This window comes from Nonomuraea sp. NPDC052634 (assembly GCF_040678535.1).
GTDB lineage: Bacteria > Actinomycetota > Actinomycetes > Streptosporangiales > Streptosporangiaceae > Nonomuraea > Nonomuraea fastidiosa.
The window spans coordinates 178,378-194,721 of sequence record NZ_JBFATY010000005.1 but is presented as its reverse complement, the minus strand read 5'-3'; the positions used below and the strand labels follow the sequence as shown (position 1 = coordinate 194,721).

14 protein-coding genes are annotated in these 16,344 nt (G+C 72.7%); 4 read left to right on the top strand and 10 right to left on the bottom strand.

The features are described from left to right. Positions 1-53 precede the first annotated feature (53 nt). On the top strand, positions 54-1,139 hold the full coding sequence (locus AB0K67_RS23345) for a histidine kinase (RefSeq protein WP_364063758.1): 1,086 nt from the start codon (positions 54-56) through the stop codon (positions 1,137-1,139). A 48-nt stretch (positions 1,140-1,187) separates the two neighbouring features. Here the strand turns inward: AB0K67_RS23345 and AB0K67_RS23340 are convergent, their stop codons facing one another. The 8 genes from AB0K67_RS23340 to AB0K67_RS23305 form a co-directional block, all read right to left on the bottom strand. Continuing rightward, a complete protein-coding gene (locus AB0K67_RS23340) occupies positions 1,188-2,702 on the bottom strand; it encodes an aspartate aminotransferase family protein (RefSeq protein ID WP_364063756.1) in 1,515 nt (504 codons plus the stop codon). Further along, on the bottom strand, positions 2,699-4,030 hold the full coding sequence (locus AB0K67_RS23335; protein ID WP_364063753.1) for an MFS transporter: 1,332 nt from the start codon (positions 4,028-4,030) through the stop codon (positions 2,699-2,701). The genes AB0K67_RS23340 and AB0K67_RS23335 overlap by 4 nt, the downstream gene beginning before the upstream one ends. Further along, the gene (locus tag AB0K67_RS23330; RefSeq protein WP_364063751.1) at positions 4,027-4,656 is read right to left on the bottom strand and encodes a TetR/AcrR family transcriptional regulator; all 630 of its coding nucleotides are present in this window, start codon (positions 4,654-4,656) and stop codon (positions 4,027-4,029) included. Before AB0K67_RS23330 ends, AB0K67_RS23335 begins: the two co-directional genes overlap by 4 nt. Positions 4,657-4,852: 196 nt before the next feature. Further along, positions 4,853-5,803 carry an ABC transporter substrate-binding protein gene (locus AB0K67_RS23325; RefSeq protein ID WP_364063749.1) on the bottom strand — a complete coding sequence of 317 codons (951 nt, stop codon included), beginning with the start codon at positions 5,801-5,803 and terminating at the stop codon, positions 4,853-4,855. 38 nt (positions 5,804-5,841) lie between these two features. Continuing rightward, positions 5,842-6,273 carry a hypothetical protein gene (locus tag AB0K67_RS23320; protein WP_364063746.1) on the bottom strand — a complete coding sequence of 144 codons (432 nt, stop codon included), beginning with the start codon at positions 6,271-6,273 and terminating at the stop codon, positions 5,842-5,844. Positions 6,274-6,875: 602 nt separating this feature from the next. Further along, complete coding sequence (locus AB0K67_RS23315; RefSeq protein ID WP_364063744.1) at positions 6,876-9,407, bottom strand: glycoside hydrolase family 9 protein; 2,532 nt, start codon at positions 9,405-9,407, stop codon at positions 6,876-6,878. Between the two features lie 319 nt (positions 9,408-9,726). Continuing rightward, complete coding sequence (locus tag AB0K67_RS23310) at positions 9,727-10,572, bottom strand: SGNH/GDSL hydrolase family protein (RefSeq protein ID WP_364063742.1); 846 nt, start codon at positions 10,570-10,572, stop codon at positions 9,727-9,729. 85 nt (positions 10,573-10,657) lie between these two features. Next, positions 10,658-10,873, bottom strand: a complete 216-nt coding sequence (locus tag AB0K67_RS23305) for a hypothetical protein (protein ID WP_364063739.1) — start codon at positions 10,871-10,873, stop codon at positions 10,658-10,660. A 270-nt stretch (positions 10,874-11,143) separates the two neighbouring features. Between AB0K67_RS23305 and AB0K67_RS23300 the strand changes: the two genes are divergently transcribed. Further along, the gene (locus AB0K67_RS23300) at positions 11,144-12,838 is read left to right on the top strand and encodes a carbamoyltransferase C-terminal domain-containing protein (protein ID WP_364063737.1); all 1,695 of its coding nucleotides are present in this window, start codon (positions 11,144-11,146) and stop codon (positions 12,836-12,838) included. A 23-nt stretch (positions 12,839-12,861) separates the two neighbouring features. Further along, entirely contained in the window at positions 12,862-13,674 is an 813-nt protein-coding gene (locus tag AB0K67_RS23295) for an N-acetylmuramoyl-L-alanine amidase (protein ID WP_364063734.1), read from the top strand. A gap of 107 nt (positions 13,675-13,781) precedes the next feature. Here AB0K67_RS23295 and AB0K67_RS23290 read toward each other — a convergent pair whose 3' ends face one another. Next, positions 13,782-13,967 (bottom strand): hypothetical protein, encoded by a 186-nt coding sequence (locus tag AB0K67_RS23290; RefSeq protein ID WP_364063731.1) that lies wholly within the window; start codon positions 13,965-13,967, stop codon positions 13,782-13,784. A gap of 217 nt (positions 13,968-14,184) precedes the next feature. Between AB0K67_RS23290 and AB0K67_RS23285 the strand changes: the two genes are divergently transcribed. Continuing rightward, positions 14,185-15,003, top strand: coding sequence for an SAM-dependent methyltransferase (locus AB0K67_RS23285; RefSeq protein WP_364063728.1), 819 nt, complete (start codon positions 14,185-14,187; stop codon positions 15,001-15,003). Between the two features lie 173 nt (positions 15,004-15,176). On the opposite strand, the gene AB0K67_RS23280 is transcribed toward AB0K67_RS23285, so the two are convergent. After that, on the bottom strand, positions 15,177-16,334 hold the full coding sequence (locus tag AB0K67_RS23280; protein WP_364063725.1) for an FAD-dependent monooxygenase: 1,158 nt from the start codon (positions 16,332-16,334) through the stop codon (positions 15,177-15,179). Positions 16,335-16,344: the final 10 nt, after the last annotated feature.

Below are 16,344 nucleotides of genomic sequence, written 5' to 3'. Positions count from 1 at the left end.
CGGCTACTGGAACAGGGGTGGGCAGGCACGGCGGGTGATCGTACGATGATGCGGTGGACGGTGCCCGCCCGCGACCGATCGACGCCCTCGCGGTCCTGGTCGCGGCCGGCTTGACCCTCGCGACCGGCCACCGGGGCGCGGTCCTGGCGATCCTGCTCGCGGCGGCGGTGCCGGTGCTGTGGCTGCGCCGCGCGCCGCTCGTCGTGGCCTGGATCTGCGCGGGCACGGCGGTCGCGCTGCCCGTCCTGTCGGTGCTCTTGCCCTCGGCCGTGCCGCCTCCCGTGGCCGACGCCCCGATCTGGCCGCCCGCCGGTCCGTTCGCCGCCTACGGCGTGATGGCCTTCGCGTCGGCCGCCCGCACGCCCGCCCGCTGGCTCCCGCTGGCCGTGCTGGCGCTCGGCGTGTTCGCGCTGCCCGACCGGCTTCCGCTGGCCGGCCGCACCGAGGCCGCGCTCGCCCTGTCCGTCATGTACGGCCGCTACGTCCGCGTCAGGGAGCGCCTGCGCGCCGAGCTGGCCGAGCGGGAGCAGCGCATCGAGCGCGAACGGCTGGCCGGCGAGCTGCACGACGTCGTCATCCACCGGGTCAGCCGCATGGTGCTCCAGGCCGGCGTGCTCGCGATGAGCACCGGTGACGAGCGGGCCAGGGCGGCGGCTGAGGAGATCAGGGCGGCCGGTACGGAGACGCTGGACGAGCTGCGCCACATGGTCGCGCTGTTACGGCGCGGCACCGGCGAGGGCTTCGACCTCGGGCTGCCGCTGCCCGACCTGCGGCCCCTGGTCATCGACGCGGCCAGGGACGGGCTGCCGGTCGAGCTGTCGGTGGACGGCGAGCCCGCGCCGGTGCCCGGCCAGGTGGGGCGCACGGCGTACGTGGTGGTGGAGACCGCGCTGGCGCACGCGCGCAAGCACGCGCCGGGAGCGGGCGCGCGGGTGCTCGTACGGTGGCTGCCCGGCACGGTACGCGTGTGCGTCCGGCATACCTGCGGCCGCCCCGACGCCGGCCCGCCGCACTTCACCGCCACCTCCGCCATGGACCTGCTCGATCTGCGGCGGCAGGTGGAGCTGGCGGGCGGCACGCTGGAGTGCGGCCCGCTGCCGGACGGCGGACAGCGCATCGAGGCGAACTTTCCCATCTGACCGCGGCCACCGTCCAGGCGAGCGCCTCGCACGGGGGCGCGCCTTGCGTCAGTCGCCGTAGATGACCGACAGGAAGCGCACCAGCACCGCCTCCCTCGACGCCGGGGGCAGCGCGTCGAGCACGGCGTTCACCATGGCCATCTCCGGCTGTCCCGAGCCCGGCCGCAGGTCCACGCCGACAGAGGCGCTCAGCTCGGCGAACGTCGCGTCGTCGATCGCCTCCAGATCGAGCCCGGCGACCAGCTCGACCAGCCCCTCCGGCAGTACCGCAGGGCCGCGCTCGCGGGCGGCGTGCGCCGACTCGGCGATCACCTTCAGCATGGCGTCCACCCCGGCCAGCGTGACGCCGGTGACCGTGACGTGCAGGTTCGCGGGGATGCCCGCGTACGAAAGCTGCGGCTGCAGGAACCAGCCGCGCGCCCGCGCCTCGTCGGCCAGCACGAACACGTCCACGTCCGCGCCGGTGAAGGCCACCAGCGACGACTCCGGCTCGCCCAGCACCCGCAGCCCGGGGATCCCGGACAGGCCGTCGCGCAGCCTGCGGGTCGCCTCCCACGTGGCCCGGCCCAGCTCCAGGTAGCCCTCGCGGCCCAGCGCCTGCAGCGTGGCCCACGCGCCGCCGAGCGGCCCGGCCGAGCGCGAGCTCTGCACGGTCGCGTTGATGATCGTGTACCCGGGCCAGTCCGCCGACGCGAAGTACGCCTTGCGGCGCATCGCCGGATCGGCGAACAGCAGCACCGACGCGCCCTTGGGGGCGTAGCCGAACTTGTGCAGGTCGCAGGAGAGCGACGTGACGCCCGGCACCGACAGGTCGAACGGCGGCACCGGCGCGCCCGCCTCGCGTAACCAGGGCAGCAGCCATCCGCCCACGCACGCGTCCACGTGGCACGGGATCCCCGCACGCGCGGCCAGCGCCGCGACCTCCTCGACCGGGTCGATCACGCCCTGCGGGTAGGACGGCGCGGAGACGACGACCAGGATCGTGCGCTCGTCGATCGCGGCCGCCACGTCGCCGGGCCGCACCTTGTACGTCTCCAGGTCCACCGGCACCGGCTTCACCTCGACGCCCAGGTAGTGGGCGGCCTTGTGGAAGGCGGGGTGCGCGGTGACCGGCAGCACCAGGTTCGGCCGCTCGCCCGGGGCGAGGCGCCGCGCGGCCCCGTCTGCGGTGGCCCCGTCTGCGGTTGCGCTGTCTGCGGTTGCGCTGTCTGCGGTGGCGCGGTCTTTTGCGGCGGCGAAGTCGCGGGCGGCTTTGACGGCCAGCATGATCGACTCGGTGCCGCCGCTGGTGAAGATCCCGTGACCACCGCCGAGCAGGTCGCTGACCGCGCCGACGACCTGCCGCTCCATCGCGACCACGCTGGGGAACGCGGTCGGGTCGAGGCAGTTGACCTCCAGCATCTCCAGGTAGGCCCGGGTGGCGGCGTCGTGCACGGCGGCCCGCCCGGTGTCGTAGACGTAGGCGGTCACCTGGCCGCCGCGTACCGGCAGGTCGTGCTCCTTGAGCCGGGCGATCTCCGCCAGCAGGTCCTCGGTCGATCGTCCGGCCGGGGGCAGGTTCACGCGGCCTCCTTTCTCGTGAGGGCGAGCCTGCCGTACCGGAGGATGAACGGCAGGCTGATCAGCATGAGCAGGGCGGGCAGCGCGGTGAACCCGAGCAGCAGCCCGGTCAGCGCGCCCGCCGGTTGCGCGACCGGCGACTCCGTCGCGGCGGAGACGAACCCGGAGGCGGCGAGGACCAGCGCGTACAGGCCGGGGCCGAGCGCCAGGCCCGCCGTCTCGCCGGCCGTCCACAGCCCGGTGAACGCCCCCGCCTGCGTCTGCCCGGTACGCGCCGCGTCGGCGTGCACGGTGTCCGGCAGCAGCGACAGCGGCAGCAGTTGCAGCGCCGCGTAGCAGACGCCGGCCAGCGCGGTCAGCGCCAGCGTGGGGACTAGGCCGCCCGCCGCGATGGCCCAGATCAACGCCACCGCGATCGCGCAGAAGCCGGCGGACGCGGCGAAGTAGCAGCGCACCGTCCCGTGGGCGCGCGCCAGCCTGGCCCAGACGGGCACGGCGAGCATGCTCGGCCCGACGAGGCAGACGAACATCACCGAGGTCAGCCCGTCGTCGCCCAGCCGGTACGCCGCCACGTACGGCGCGCCCGCCAGCATCACCGCCACCGCCAGCGCCTGCGTCACGAACGCGGCCAGCAGCACGAAGAACGGCCGGTTGCCCCTGGCCAGCCGGAAGGCCGCCATGGGGCCGAGCTGGCGCTGCCCCGGCAGCGACGGCACCCACCGGGTGGCCAGCGTCGCGGCGACCAGCGCCGCGCCCATGATCGCGCCGATCGTCACGCCCATCACCGCGTAGCCGGGCCTGCCGCCGCCCGCCACGTCCACCAGGGCAGGGGCCAGGCCGCCCGCGACCAGGATGCCGACCGTCAGGCAGACCACCCGCCAGGACATGATCCTGGTCCGCTCGCCCTGGTCGGGCGACATCTCGGCGGGCAGGGCGACGTACGGGACCTGGAAGCAGGCGAACGCGGTGGCCGCGAGCAGGAACGCCGCCCCCGACCAGACCGCCCCCGGCACGTCGCCCGGCACGCTGAACATCAGCGCGAACGCCACCGGCAGCGCCACCGCACCGGCCATCAGCAGCCGCGTCCTGCGGCCGGTCCGCACGGCCTCGCGGTCGCTCGCGGCGCCGACCAGCGGGTTCAGCAGCACGTCCCAGATCTTGGGCGCGACCAGCACGGCCCCGGCCACCGCCGCGGGCACGCCCAGCATGTCGGTCAGGTAGTAGAGCAGCAGCAGCCCGGGGACGGCGGAGAACACGCCGGTGCCGACCGAGCCGATGCCGTAGCCGAGCAACCGGCCGCGCCCGAGCGCGACGGCACCGCGGGCGGTCACCGGGGGTCGCCGGGCAGGCCGAGCGTGCGGTGCACGACGTGGTGCAGGTGGGTGCGGAAGCGGCGCAGCGCCGCCCGGTCACCCGCCGCCCTGCGGCGGCCCTCCGCGTCGAGCACGCCGCCCTTGGCGAAGCCGTGCACGGCCCAGATGACGGTCCAGACGGTGTACTCCACGTCGGCCTCAGGGGAGATCAGCCCCGACTCGACGGCGGGCCGCAGCGCCGCGCTCACCGCTTCCATGAGCGGCTTGACGTATTGGCGTTCGAGCTGGGTGATGTCGCCCGCGTCGGAGAGCCAGCGGTGCATCCACAGGGCCGGCACCTCGGGGTGGTCGACGCAGAAGTCGAGGTAGTCGTCGGCGAGCCGGTGCAGCGCGGCCACCGGGTCGCCGCCCGGCAGGCGTTCGAGCGCGCGTTCCAGCGCCGCCTTCTCCGCCTGGTGGGCTCGCTCCATGACCGCGAGATACAGCTCCCGCTTGCCGCCCACGTGGTAGTTGACGGTGGCGATGTTCAGCCCGGCGGCCTCGGCGATCTGGCGGGTGGAGGTGCCGTCGTAGCCGAGCGCCGCGAAGAGCTGGGTCGCGACCTTGAGTATGAGGTCGGCCTGGGTGCTCTCAGCGGGAGTCATAGGGCGACGCTAATTGTGCCCCGGCCTCCCGGTCAATCACTTGATGGAGAGCTTTACGAGGTGATGAGGCTCTTTACCGGTGCTAGGGGCTTCACCCGCGTTGTGGGGGCTTCACTTGGGTTCTGAGGGGGTTGCACTCGCGCGCTGAGGGGCATCACTCGCGTTCTCAGGGGGCATTACTCGCGTTCTGAGAGCTTCACCCGCGCCCGAAGCGCACCGGGCCGTCCGGCTCCCAGCGGGTGAGCACCGTACGGTGGCCGGTCTGCACGCCGGTGCCAGGGTCGAGGGCGAACGCGCCGTACAGGGTGGTGGTGCGCAGCCCGGCGGCGGCCTGCCAGAGGTCCTCGCGCGCGGTGCCGCCCGCGAGGCCCGCGCAGTGCACGGCGATGATCGCGGCGGCCGCGGCCTGGACGGCGGGGTAGTCGGGCGGCGCGCCGTACGCGGCGATGAACTCCCGCTCGGCGCACCCGATCGCCGGCTCGGGCCCGCTGCCCGGGAACCACTGGCCGACGCCGTAGACGCCGCGCGGATCCGGTACGGCGCCGCCGAACGCCCGCACACCTGCCGCCACCGCGCACACCGCGCCGGGCACCTCGATCCGCGTCACCGCGGCGACGTCCTCCTCGAACGAGCCCGCGCTGAACAGGTGCCACGACGGCTCGCGCGGCTGCCGCGCGGTCACCGCCAGCCCCGCCACCCGCGCCTGAAGCTGCGCGCCGAGCGCCACCTCGCGGGCGAAGCGGCCCTTGCCCTGGACGATCCACAGCGGCCGGAAGTCGCCGCTGCGCACCAGGTGCCGGACGAACGGTTCGGCGTACCGGTACGCGGGGGTGAGCACCGGGACCACGTGCCCGGGGAAGGCCGGGCCGCCAGAGCCGCCGTGGTTCCACAGCAGCAGCCCCTCGTCCACGGCCACCTGCCCGGCCCGGCGTACCAGGCCCACCGAGTACGGCCCGAGCAGCAGGTCGCACCGGCCCGCCAGGTCGCGCAGCACCCGCTCCAGCGTGTCCGGGTCGCTGCGGTCGTCCTCGACCAGCAGCTCGGCGCCGTCCGCGAGCGAGCGCCAGGCGGCGAGCCCGCGCGCGGCCTGCTCACCGAACCGGGCGAACCGGCCGGACAGCGAGAGCGGCGCCCCGATACTCAGCACGCCGTCCTCCTGCCCGCGACCGGGCGGCTCAGACCCGCTCACCTGGGCTTCCAGTACTTCTCCAGCGCCCGCTCCAGGTCGGTCACGACCGGCTTCCAGGTCGGCGGAAGCGAGTAGCGGCTGACCCGCCGCCCGTCGTAGGCCAGCGTGTACTTGATGAAGTCGGCCCCCTGCGGCGGCGGCTCCGGCGCGCCCAGCCGCAGCGCGCGCAGGTGGGTTCGCAGCCTGCGCAGCTCCCCGGCGGTCAGGCACGCGCCCATCGCCCGCCCTCTGCGCCGGTCGAAGCGCGCGCATCCGTCGGCGTGCACGGTCACGCGGTCGAGCAGGCCCGCGAAACCCCCCTCCTTGCGCAGCTCCACCAGCACCCGCTTGCCCGTCGCCCGGTCCGCCGCCGTCGCCTGGGCGGGCGGCATGGACGTGCTGGGGAGCAGGAGGAGCAGGGGCAGGAGCGCGATTCGCCACAACGTCATGCCCTCTTCCACGTATCCCGCCCTCAAACGGCTCACGGCCGACCGGGGGACATGCGACGGGCCTGGGTCGGCTCACGGCCGGTCGGGGGTGGGAGGGTGTGCGGGCGTGAGCCGGCTGACGGCCGGGCGGGGAGGTGATGCGGCGGTCCTGGGTGGGCTTGCGGCCGGTCGGGGGTGGGAGGGTGTGCGGGCGTGAGCCGGCTGACGGCCGGGCGGGGAGGTGATGCGGCCGGTCGAGGTGCGGGCGTGAGCCGGCTCATGCGGGCGGGCCGAGTGAAAGCGGGCCCTGGCGATGGCCGTGCACCGGGGCCTCGCCTCCCGGACAGCCGGTCGGGTGTCAGCGCACCCGTCCCGGCGACCGGGGTCGAGACGTTCCGGCGCCGCCAGGGCCCGTTCCCCTCTCCTCCGCGACGCCGTCGCCCGCTTCACGGCGGGCGCGGCGCCTCCGCACCCTGCGCGGGCGCAGGTGGAAGGGCGGGACGACGAAGCCGGTCCGGTCGCGGGGGCGGCCGGTTACGGCTCCGTCCGGCAGCGTAGTGGTCTTCCTGCCGTACCAGGACGTAACTACCAGAATCCGGGCGATTCGGCAGCGAGTTTCGGTCTCATCGGCAGCGGGCGCCGTTCAGGTGGAAGACCTCGGGCGCCGGGTTCGGCCCCGACGGGTTGGTGCCGTTGAAGCCGAACGTCACCACGTCGCCCGGCTTGATCCGGCCGTTCCAGTCCGTGCTCTTGGCCGTCACCACCGAGCCGGACTGCGAGATCGCCGCGCCCCAGGCGTGCCCGACCCGCTGCCCGGCCAGGAACGACCAGCGCAGCTCCCAGCCGTCCACCGCCTTCTTCCCGCGATTCTCGACCACGACCTGGGTGGTGAACCCGCCGGGCCACGCGCCGTGCGCCGAGTAGCGCACCCGGCAGTCCGACCGCTCGCCCCTGTCGGCCAGGAACGCCGAGACCCAGGCGAGCGGCGAGTTCCAGTTGATGGTCAGCTCGTTGGTCGACCACGACTCGATGTCGTCGATGTAGCAGAACTGCGGCTTGCAGCCCTTCAGCAGGCGCTGCGCGATCGGGTCCTGGATGGAGGAGTTGGGACCGCCCGCGAGCGTGCCGCGCGGCGGGTTGGGCAGGTCGGGGTTGAGCTGGCGGGCGTACCAGCGGCTGTGCTGGTTCTTCGAGGCCACCTCGCCGTAGCCGGTCACGTACGACTGGTTGAGCGCGTTGCGGCCGAGGATGTAGTCCATGCCCTCGCGCACCGCGGCCCGGTACTTCTCCTCGCCCGTCAGGTCGTACGCGGTGGCCAGCACGACCAGGTTGTTCAGGATCAGGTTGTTGGAGCCCCAGTCGTAGTCGGGCACGTCGTACGGGATGCCGTACGGGTGCGCCCGCTGGATCGCCAGGTACTTCTCCGCGCCTTCGACCACCGACTGGCGCACCTGCTCGCGGTCCGGCAGCGCGTTCGGCACGGTCGCCAGCTCCAGGCGGCCGAGCTGGGCGGTGTTGCCCCAGTCGAAGCCCCGGTCGCGCCAGATGTCGCCCGTGTGGTGCGGCGACGCCAGCACGAAGTCCCTGAACTCCTTCTCACCGGTCGTGATGAACAGCTCCGCCGCCGCCCAGTAGAACTCGTCGGTCACATCGGAGTCGTTGTACGCGCCACCGCCGACGCCGTCGTTCGGGTCGGCGTACTTGTCCGGGTTCGTCTTGGCCGCCGCCCACGCCTTGCGCGCGGCCGCCAGGCTCTTCCCGGCGAACTCCGCGTCGTACGGCGCGAAGAGCCGGGCCGCCTGCGCCGCCGTCGCGGCCAGGTTCAGCGTGGCCGCGGTGGACGGCGGGTGCAGCTCGCGCGGCTGCGGGTCGAGGTGCGGCAGCAGCGGCAGGCCCGTCCACTCCCGGTCGTGGATCTTGTGGTGCGCCATGCCCTCGAACGGCTTGCCGTCCGGCACCTGCATGCTCAGCAGGAACTCAAGCTCCCAGCGGGCCTCGTCGAGGATGTCCGGGCGGCCGTTGCCGCTCTCCGGGATCTCGAGCTGGCCGTCGCCGAAGGCGGCCTTGTTCCGCTCGTACGCGGACATGAGCTGGTGCACCGAGATGCCGCCGTTGACGACGTACTTGCCGTGGTCGCCGGCGTCGTACCAGCCGCCCTTGACGTTCAGCGTGTAGTCGCAGACGCCGGGCTGGCACGGCACCTCCACGTCACCCTGGTTCGGGGCGACGCCCACGTGACCGGCCGGGCGGCCGTAGCCGGGCCTGAGGCTGTCGAGGATCTCGATGCCGCTGCGCTGCGGATAGTAGAACTTCAGCGCGTCCGTCGGCAGCTCGTCGTACAGGTCCTCCTTGATGTCGAACGGGCGGCTGGTCTCGCCGTCCGCGCTCAACGTGTAGCCGGTGCCCTCCTTGCGGTAGGCGCCGAAGTCGAGGGTGTGCACGTTCTGGCCCGAGCTTGCGTCCACACCCCTGGGGACGGTCCTGCCGCGGGCCACGGTCTTGCCGTCGTCGTTCTTCAGCTCCCACTCCAGGGGCTGCGTCTCGGACGTCACCAGCGTCGCCTTCTTCGGGCCGCCGGGCAGGTAGCCGACCATGTTGACGCGGACCCGGGGGCCGGTGTCCGGCACGTACTCCTCGGGCTCCGCGCCGCCGCGCAGCGACACGTCGTCCATGCAGAACCTCCAGGGGTCGGCGCTGCCGCCCAGCTGGAAGACGACCTGGGCGTCCGGCAGCGACACGGGGGCGGTGAACGTGTAGGAGTATTCATTGCCCGAGACGCTCAGCTCGGGGTTGGCCGCGAAATACTGCGTCCACGGGTCCACCGGGAGCTGGATGAGCGCCTTGCCGACCTTGGCGGGGGTGCCGGAGCCGAAGAAGCGGAAGGCGTACGTCTCGCCGGCCACGAGCGGGATGTCGTTCTGGCCGATGATGACGTCCCAGGGGTTCGCGGTGCCGCCGGGGATGTCGGCGCACAGCCGGCCGTCGTCCACGGCGAGCGTGACGTTCTCGGTGCCCCACCAGGGAGCGGTGCCGTCGTCGAAGGTGCCGTTCACGATCTGCTCGGGTCCCTCGTCGGCCGCGTGGGCGGTGGTGGGGACGGCGGATAACGCGAGAGTGGTGAGGAGGGCCAGTAAGGCTGCTCGGCATCGGGTCATGGAGGTCCTTCTGCTCGTTTTGGGAGCGCTCCCAACGGAACGCCCCGATCCTCCTCAACCCCTGATGCGCCGTCAACGGCCCCGTGCCCGGCCGGGCGGCGCGCCACGGCCGGGCCCACGGTGCGCCCGTGGCAAGACGCTGAAACTTTCATCGCACGCGTCCCGGCTCATCGGCTCCCGCGTCGCTATCGCGCCGGTCCGTGTCGCCGGATCCGGCGTCGCTATCGCGCCGGTCCGTGTCGCCGGATCCCGCGCCGGTCCTGGCGCCGGTCTGCGTCGCCGGCCCCGCCCCTGACGGTGACGGGACCGGCGGGGGCGATCACAGGTCGGAGCTGACGGCGCCGGTGACGATGGTGGCGAAGTTCTGCATGCCGCGCGCGTTCGGGTGGAAGGGCGCGGCGGGGGAGGCGGGCACGTACGGCTCGATCCACCGCTGGCTCGACGAGGCGCACGGGGAGTGGTCGGCGCTCGGGGTCTGCAGGTCGATGAAGCCGGCACCGGCCGCGGCGGCCTGCTCGGCGAGCATCCGGTTGAAGTACATCAGCGTGGCCCTGATGTAGTTGGCGTCGGCGCGGATGATCGGGACGCGCGGGTAGCAGCCGTCCGGCGGCGCGTACGTGGCGTACCCGACCACGAAGATCCGCGCCTGCGGAGCGCGGGCGCGGATGTCGGAGATGACGCTGAGCAGCCGCGGGCGTAACGCGTCGGTCTCCACACGCCACTTGTCCTGGCCGTTCACCACGTAGTCGTCGTTGCAGGCGTCGCCGACGGGCGGGGGCAGCAGGTTGAGGCAGTCCTCGATGAAGTCGGTCAGGCCGAGGTCGTTGGCGCCGATCTGCAGCGTGACCAGCGTCGTGTCCTGGCCGAGCGCGTCGAACTGGGGCGGCACGTCGCCGAGGTCGGTGTTCTGGGACTCGTACAGGTCGTCGGTCTTGGCGCCCGAGCAGGTGGCGTCGCGCAGCTCGCGCGCGCCGATGGCCTGGGCGGTCAGGTGGGCGTAGTTGCGGTCGGAGCGCCAGCAGCCGTAGTGAGGGCCGATCTGGTTCGGGATGAGCGGGCCTGCGGCGGCCGAGTCGCCGAGCGCGACGTACACCTCTCCCTGGGCGGCCTGGGCGGGCGGCGCGAGGCTGAGCACGAGTAAGGCCGCGCCTAACGCGACGAGCATCCGTCGGACCATGAGGACTCCCTCCGGCAGGTGTTGGGGGGGGCGGCCACGACCGGCCGGGGGTGCTGGCCGGTGGCGTGGGCGATCACCCACACGATGAGCCATGGCCGCCGGTCTGTGAACCGCGCGGAGAGAGCGATGCTGAGGTGGTATGGATCAGTGCGTGCCGGGCCACCGGCCAGTGCGCGCCTGAGCCGATCATGGGCACCTCGCCCTGCTCGATGCCCTGCTCGACGCTGGTCAGGAAGCCGCCGGTCAGCACCCGGTGCCGCTGCCCGCGTTCGGGCACCAGGTAGGTCACGGAGCGCAGCCCGGCGGACGCGGTGGCGATGAGCTCGGCGGCCTTGGCCGCGTCGGCGGCGGTGGCGGTGCGGATGGCGGGCCGGAGGTTGAACAGCCGGCCGCCCGGCCTGCTTCCTGCACGTCCGCGGCTTCACCGCCCGTGACCGGCCCGGTCTCAGCCGTTAGGGCTTCGGCCGCTAAGAGCTGACGTGCCCCTTACGCGGTTGGGAGATCCACTTGTTCTGGCCTGGGGTATCGGTGCCCGAGATCACGATCAGGAGGCAGCGAGATGGCGGACTTCCCCATTGTTGTCGGGATAAATCGCACCCAGGATGGTTCCATCGCCGTCGCCCTCGGCGAGTCGGGCATGTACAGCCTGCAAAAGGAACGGATCAGCCGCAGGAAGCACCACTGGGGCCGGCTCGGCGACCTGTCCGACCGCTACCTGCCCGCCATGCCCCTGCTCAAGGAGCCGGTGGACCTCGTGGTCGAGGGCTACTCGTCGGACACCGAGATCGAGCACGCGGTCGCGTACCAGCAGGAGGTGCGCGAGACGCTCGGGCTCAAGGACGGCGCGCAGGTCGTGCTGGTCTCGCACCACCTCTCGCACATCTACAGCGCGTTCCACCCGTCGCCGTTCGAGGAGGCGGCCGGGCTGGTGATCGGTACGCGGGGCAGCCACGTGAGGGACTTCACCGAGCAGGTCGAGCTGCCGCCCGGCACCGGCGGCGACCTGATGGAGGTCGCCTCCTTCTACCGGTGCACGCGCGGACGCGTGGAGTGCCTGGCCAAGCAGCTCTGGGACGGCGACTGGGAGCGGCCGGCCGGGCTCGGGAGCTTCTACGCGCTGCTGACCGCGATGATCTGGCCGGAGAGCCAGGGCGATGAGAGCGACGAGGGCAAGGTGGCGGCGCTGGCCGCGTTCGGCGACCCCGACGCGCTCGGCCTGCCCGACCTCGACGTACGCGGCCACGAGGTGCACATCCCGCCCGCCTGGTGCGAGCTCTTCGCCCGCCGCGACGACTACGTCTACGAGCCGGGCGGCGAGGAGTTCCGCCGCGCCGCGAACCTGGCCGCCGCCGGTCAGCGCGCCTTCGAACGGGCGCTGATCCGCCTCGCCGCCTGGCTGCACGACAGGACCGGTCTGGACGCCCTGGCCTACGCGGGCGGCGCGGCGCTCAACTGCGCGGCCAACGCCAGGATCGTCCGCGAGTCGCCGTTCCGCGAGGTGTTCATACCGCCGAGCCCGCACACCGGCGGCACCGCGGTCGGCTGCGCCCTGTATGGACTGATCGAGCACCTGGAGGTCGAGAGCGGGTTCCGCTGGGGCGACGACTTCCTCGGCCCCGACCAGGACGACAACGCGATCGAGGCGGCCGTACGTGGCCTGCCCGCCGGCCTGTACGCCGAGCGCCCCGCCGACCTGGCCGCCGAGGTGGCCGGGCTGCTCGCGAGCGGCCGGGTGGTGGGCCTGCACCAGGGACGCAGTGAGTCCGGCCCGAGAGCGCTCGGCAACCGAAGCGTTCTCGCCGACCCGCGCAACCCGGTCATGCAGGACTACATCAACTTCGAGGTCAAGGGCCGCGAGTGGTTCCGCCCGCTGGCCTCGCTGGTGCCGGCCGAGCACGCCGGGCGCGTCTTCGAGGTGGACCGCCCGTCGCCGTTCGGCCAGTTCGTCGTCCCCGTACGTCCCGGCTACCGCGACCGGCTGCCCGGCATCACCCACGTGGACGGCACCGCGCGCCCGCAGACGGTGGAACGGTCGAGCACGCCCTTCCTGCACGCGCTGCTGACTGAGTGGAACGCGCTCACCGGCGTACCGGTGCTCATCAACACCTCGCTGCACGGCCCGGGAGAGCCGCTGGCCGAGACGCCGGAGCACTCGATCGAGGTGCTGCGGACGACCGGCCTGCACGCGCTCGCGCTGCCGCCGTACGTCATCCGCAAGCACGACGAGCCCTCGCTGCCGGGCGGTGAGCGATGAACAGCCCGGGTACGGCCCTCGGCATGCGTACCCGTACGGCCCTGCTGATCACGCTGATCACGCTGGTGGCGCCGGTCGGCCTGGTCGCCGGATGCGGGGGTGACGAGGCGGCGCCCGCCGTACGCGAGACCCCCGTCGCCGGTTCGCCCACCGCGACCGGAACACCCGGCTCGGGCCCGCTGGCGGGCAAGGTCGTGGTGATCGACCCCGGCCACAACGGCGGCAACGCCTCGCACCCTGAGGAGATCAACCGGCCGGTCGACATCATCACCGGACGCAAGCCGTGCAACACCACCGGCACCCAGACCGCCGCCGGCTACCAGGAGCACGCCTTCACCTGGGACGTGGCCACCCGGCTCCGGCCCATCCTGGAGAGCAAGGGCGCCAAGGTCGTGCTCACCCGGCCCAACGACAAGGGCGTCGGCCCCTGCATCACCGAGCGGGCCGCCATCGGCAACAAGGCCGAGGCCGACGCGGTGCTGTCCATCCACGGCGACGGCGCCGCGCCGAGCGGCCACGGCTTCCACGTGATCATGCCGGGGCTGATCAAGGGGCACAACGAGGCCGTCATCAAGCCGTCCCGTCGGCTCGGCCGCGACGTCCGCGACGCCTACCGCGAGGGCACCGGCATGCCGTACGCGAACTACACCGCGCGCAACGGCCTGCAGACCCGCACCGACCTCGGCGGGCTCAACCTGTCGACGCGGCCCGCGGTGTTCATCGAGTGCGGCAACATGCGCAACAAGGGCGACGCGGCCAAGATGTCCGACCCCGCGTTCCGCCAGCGCATGGCCGCCGCGATGGCGGACGGGATCGAACGCTTCCTGAAGGGCTGACCGGGCCGGGCGGCGTCACCTGCGGGTGGTCGGTCGTCCGCGGTCCGGTGCCGCCATCCGCGGGGTGGTCGGCCGTCCCCAGCCCGATGGTGTCACCCGTGGGGTGATCAGCCGTCGCGGCACAGCGGGTCGCCGCCCAGCACGCAGGCGATGTCGTCGAGCCGGCAGCTCAGCAAGGTGCCGTCCATGGCGAGCACGAGCACGAGGTCGCGCTGGGACGGATGCGCCAGCACCACCCTGCCGACGACGCCGTTGTCCAAGATCACGGTCGGGCGGCCTGTCGCGTTGTCCATGCCCTCGCGACTCCTCTCAGGTCCGGAACGAGCCCTCGCGCCGGACCCGTCCCCACCAGGATGCACAGGCTCATGCCCTCAGCGCATCGGTCATGAGGCGGTAATTCCGTACGCCGAGGACAGTACCTTCATGCCTGAGGCAGGCACACGCCGGGTATGGAAGCCGACCGCCGAGTAATATGACGGCCAAGCTGCCCGTGGCGAAGGAGACGGCCCTGTGACCGAGCTTGAGCGGGTACCACCCGGCGTCGACCCCAACGTCCCCAGCTCCGCGCGGGTCTACGACTACCTGCTCGGTGGCAAGGACAACCTGGCGGTGGACCGCCAGATGGCCGAACGCCTCCTCAAGGTCGCGCCCGACAGCCGCCTGGTCGCCAGGGCCAACAGGCAGTTCCAGGTTGAAGTGGTCAGGCATCTCGCCGAGCAGGGCATCCGCCAGTACATCGACCTCGGCACCGGCATCCCGACCTCGCCCAGCATCCACGAGACCGTACGCTCGGTGCACCCGGCCTGCCGGGTGATCTACGTCGACTACGACCCCGTCGTACGCCTGCACGCGCAGGTGCTGCTCGCCGACTCGCCCGGCGTCGCCGGCATCCAGGCCGACCTGCGCCGTCCCGGCGACATCCTCGCCGACCCCCACGTCACCGGCCTCATCGACTTCGACCAGCCGGTGTGCGTGCTCATGGTCGGCGTGCTGCACTTCATCATGGACGAGGAGGATCCGGCCGGCATCGTGGCCGCGTTCAAGAAGCGCATGGCGCCGGGCAGCCACCTGGTGATCTCCCACGCCATGGCCGAGAGCGACCCCGAGGCCATCGCCCAGCTCCAGGCCGGTGCGGCGGGCTCGCCCGTGCAGTCCAGGTTCCGCACCCGCGAGGAGGTGCTGGCGCTGTTCGAGGGATTCGAGCTCATCGGGCCTGGGCTCGTGCCCGTGCAGGACTGGCACATCGGCCCCGACGACACCCGCATCCCGCTGCTCGACGCGCCACCCCGGCTCCGCATCGACGGCGCGGTGGGCCGCGTCCCCGCCTGACGCCCCTGCGCCCGCCTCACGGGGCAGCCCAGGCGGTCAGGCAGCGCAGGCGGGTCTGACGCCCCTGCGCGCCTCACGGGGCTCTTCCCCCGAGGGCCCCGCACCGGCCTTCTGGCGTTACCGCCCGAGGGCTCGCCCTCACCCGCCTTCGCGCTTTCTCTCCCGAAGGGTCCTCACGCGGCGGTCGGCGGGTACGTCTTGAGCTTGATGTCGGTGGCGAACTTGTCGGTCACCTTCAGCATCAGGCCGAGCAGGAAGCCGTACTTGAACGTCCAGTTGCGCATGAGCATCTTGGCCCGGCTGCCGGGTGCGAGGAACGGCCCGGCGTTGCCGCTCTTCGCGATCTTGGCGTAGGGGCGGAACCGGCGCTCGTACTCCGCGAAGGCCACCCGGTGATCGCCGCCCGCCGCAGCCAGCTCGCCCGCCAGCACGTACGCGCCCACCACGGCCAGCCCGGTGCCGAAGCCGCCCAGGGTGTTGCCGTAGGCCGCGTCGCCCAGCAGCACCACCCGGCCCTGGCTGTACCGGTCGATCCTGACCTGGCTGATCGAGTCGAAGTAGACCTCGCGCGCGCCGCGTACCGCTTCCATGATCTCGGGGACGCGCCAGCCCATCCCGGCGTACGCACGATCCAGCAGCTTCTTCTGCTGCTCCACGTCGTAGCGGTCGTACTGCAGCGGCTCGGACGCGAACACGAAGAACGCCGGCGCCTTCGTCCCGCCCACCGCCACCATGCGGCCAGGCTCGTTGTACATCTTGCCCGGCTCGCCGAAGTCCAGGCCGGTCTCCACTAGCGCGTAGTAATGGCCGAGGAAGCGGACGAACCGCTCCTCCGGCCCGAACACCAGCCTGCGCACGTTCGAGTGGATGCCGTCCGCGCCCACCACCAGGTCGAAGGTGCGGGGCGCCGAGCGTTCGAAGGTGACGTGCACGCCGTCCTTGGTCTCGGTGAGCGAGGTGATCGAGTCGCCGAAGACGTACTCGCAGGCGGGGGCGGTGCGCTCGTACAGCAGGCGGGACAGGTCACCACGGGTGATCTCGATGTCGCCGCCGCTGAACTCGCCGGGGATGACCGCCAGCGTGCGGCCCGCCGCGTCCACGATCTCCTGGTCGCTGCCGCCGGTCTGGTGGCGGCGCACGTCGTCCAGGATGCCCATGCGGCTCAGCACCGTACGGTGGGTCTCGCCCTTGAAGTCGACGGCCTGGCCGCCCAGGCGGAGCGACGGGGCGCGTTCGACGACGGTGACGGCGAAGCCGTACCGGATGAGCCAGTGTGCGAGTGCGGGTCCGGCGATGCTCGCGCCGGAGATGAGGACGGTGGTGTTCTTCATGCCCGCCAGC

Excerpts from the sequence above, each read along its gene's own strand:
- AB0K67_RS23330 (WP_364063751.1), bottom strand. The coding sequence starts at position 4,656 with ATGACTCCCGCTGAGAGCACCCAGGCCGACCTCATACTCAAGGTCGCG.
- AB0K67_RS23295 (WP_364063734.1), top strand. The coding sequence starts at position 12,862 with ATGCGTACCCGTACGGCCCTGCTGATCACGCTGATCACGCTGGTGGCG.
- AB0K67_RS23310 (WP_364063742.1), bottom strand. The coding sequence starts at position 10,572 with ATGCTCGTCGCGTTAGGCGCGGCCTTACTCGTGCTCAGCCTCGCGCCG.
- AB0K67_RS23290 (WP_364063731.1), bottom strand. The coding sequence starts at position 13,967 with ATGGACAACGCGACAGGCCGCCCGACCGTGATCTTGGACAACGGCGTC.
- AB0K67_RS23320 (WP_364063746.1), bottom strand. The coding sequence starts at position 6,273 with ATGACGTTGTGGCGAATCGCGCTCCTGCCCCTGCTCCTCCTGCTCCCC.
- AB0K67_RS23280 (WP_364063725.1), bottom strand. The coding sequence starts at position 16,334 with ATGAAGAACACCACCGTCCTCATCTCCGGCGCGAGCATCGCCGGACCC.
- AB0K67_RS23300 (WP_364063737.1), top strand. The coding sequence starts at position 11,144 with ATGGCGGACTTCCCCATTGTTGTCGGGATAAATCGCACCCAGGATGGT.
- AB0K67_RS23315 (WP_364063744.1), bottom strand. The coding sequence starts at position 9,407 with ATGACCCGATGCCGAGCAGCCTTACTGGCCCTCCTCACCACTCTCGCG.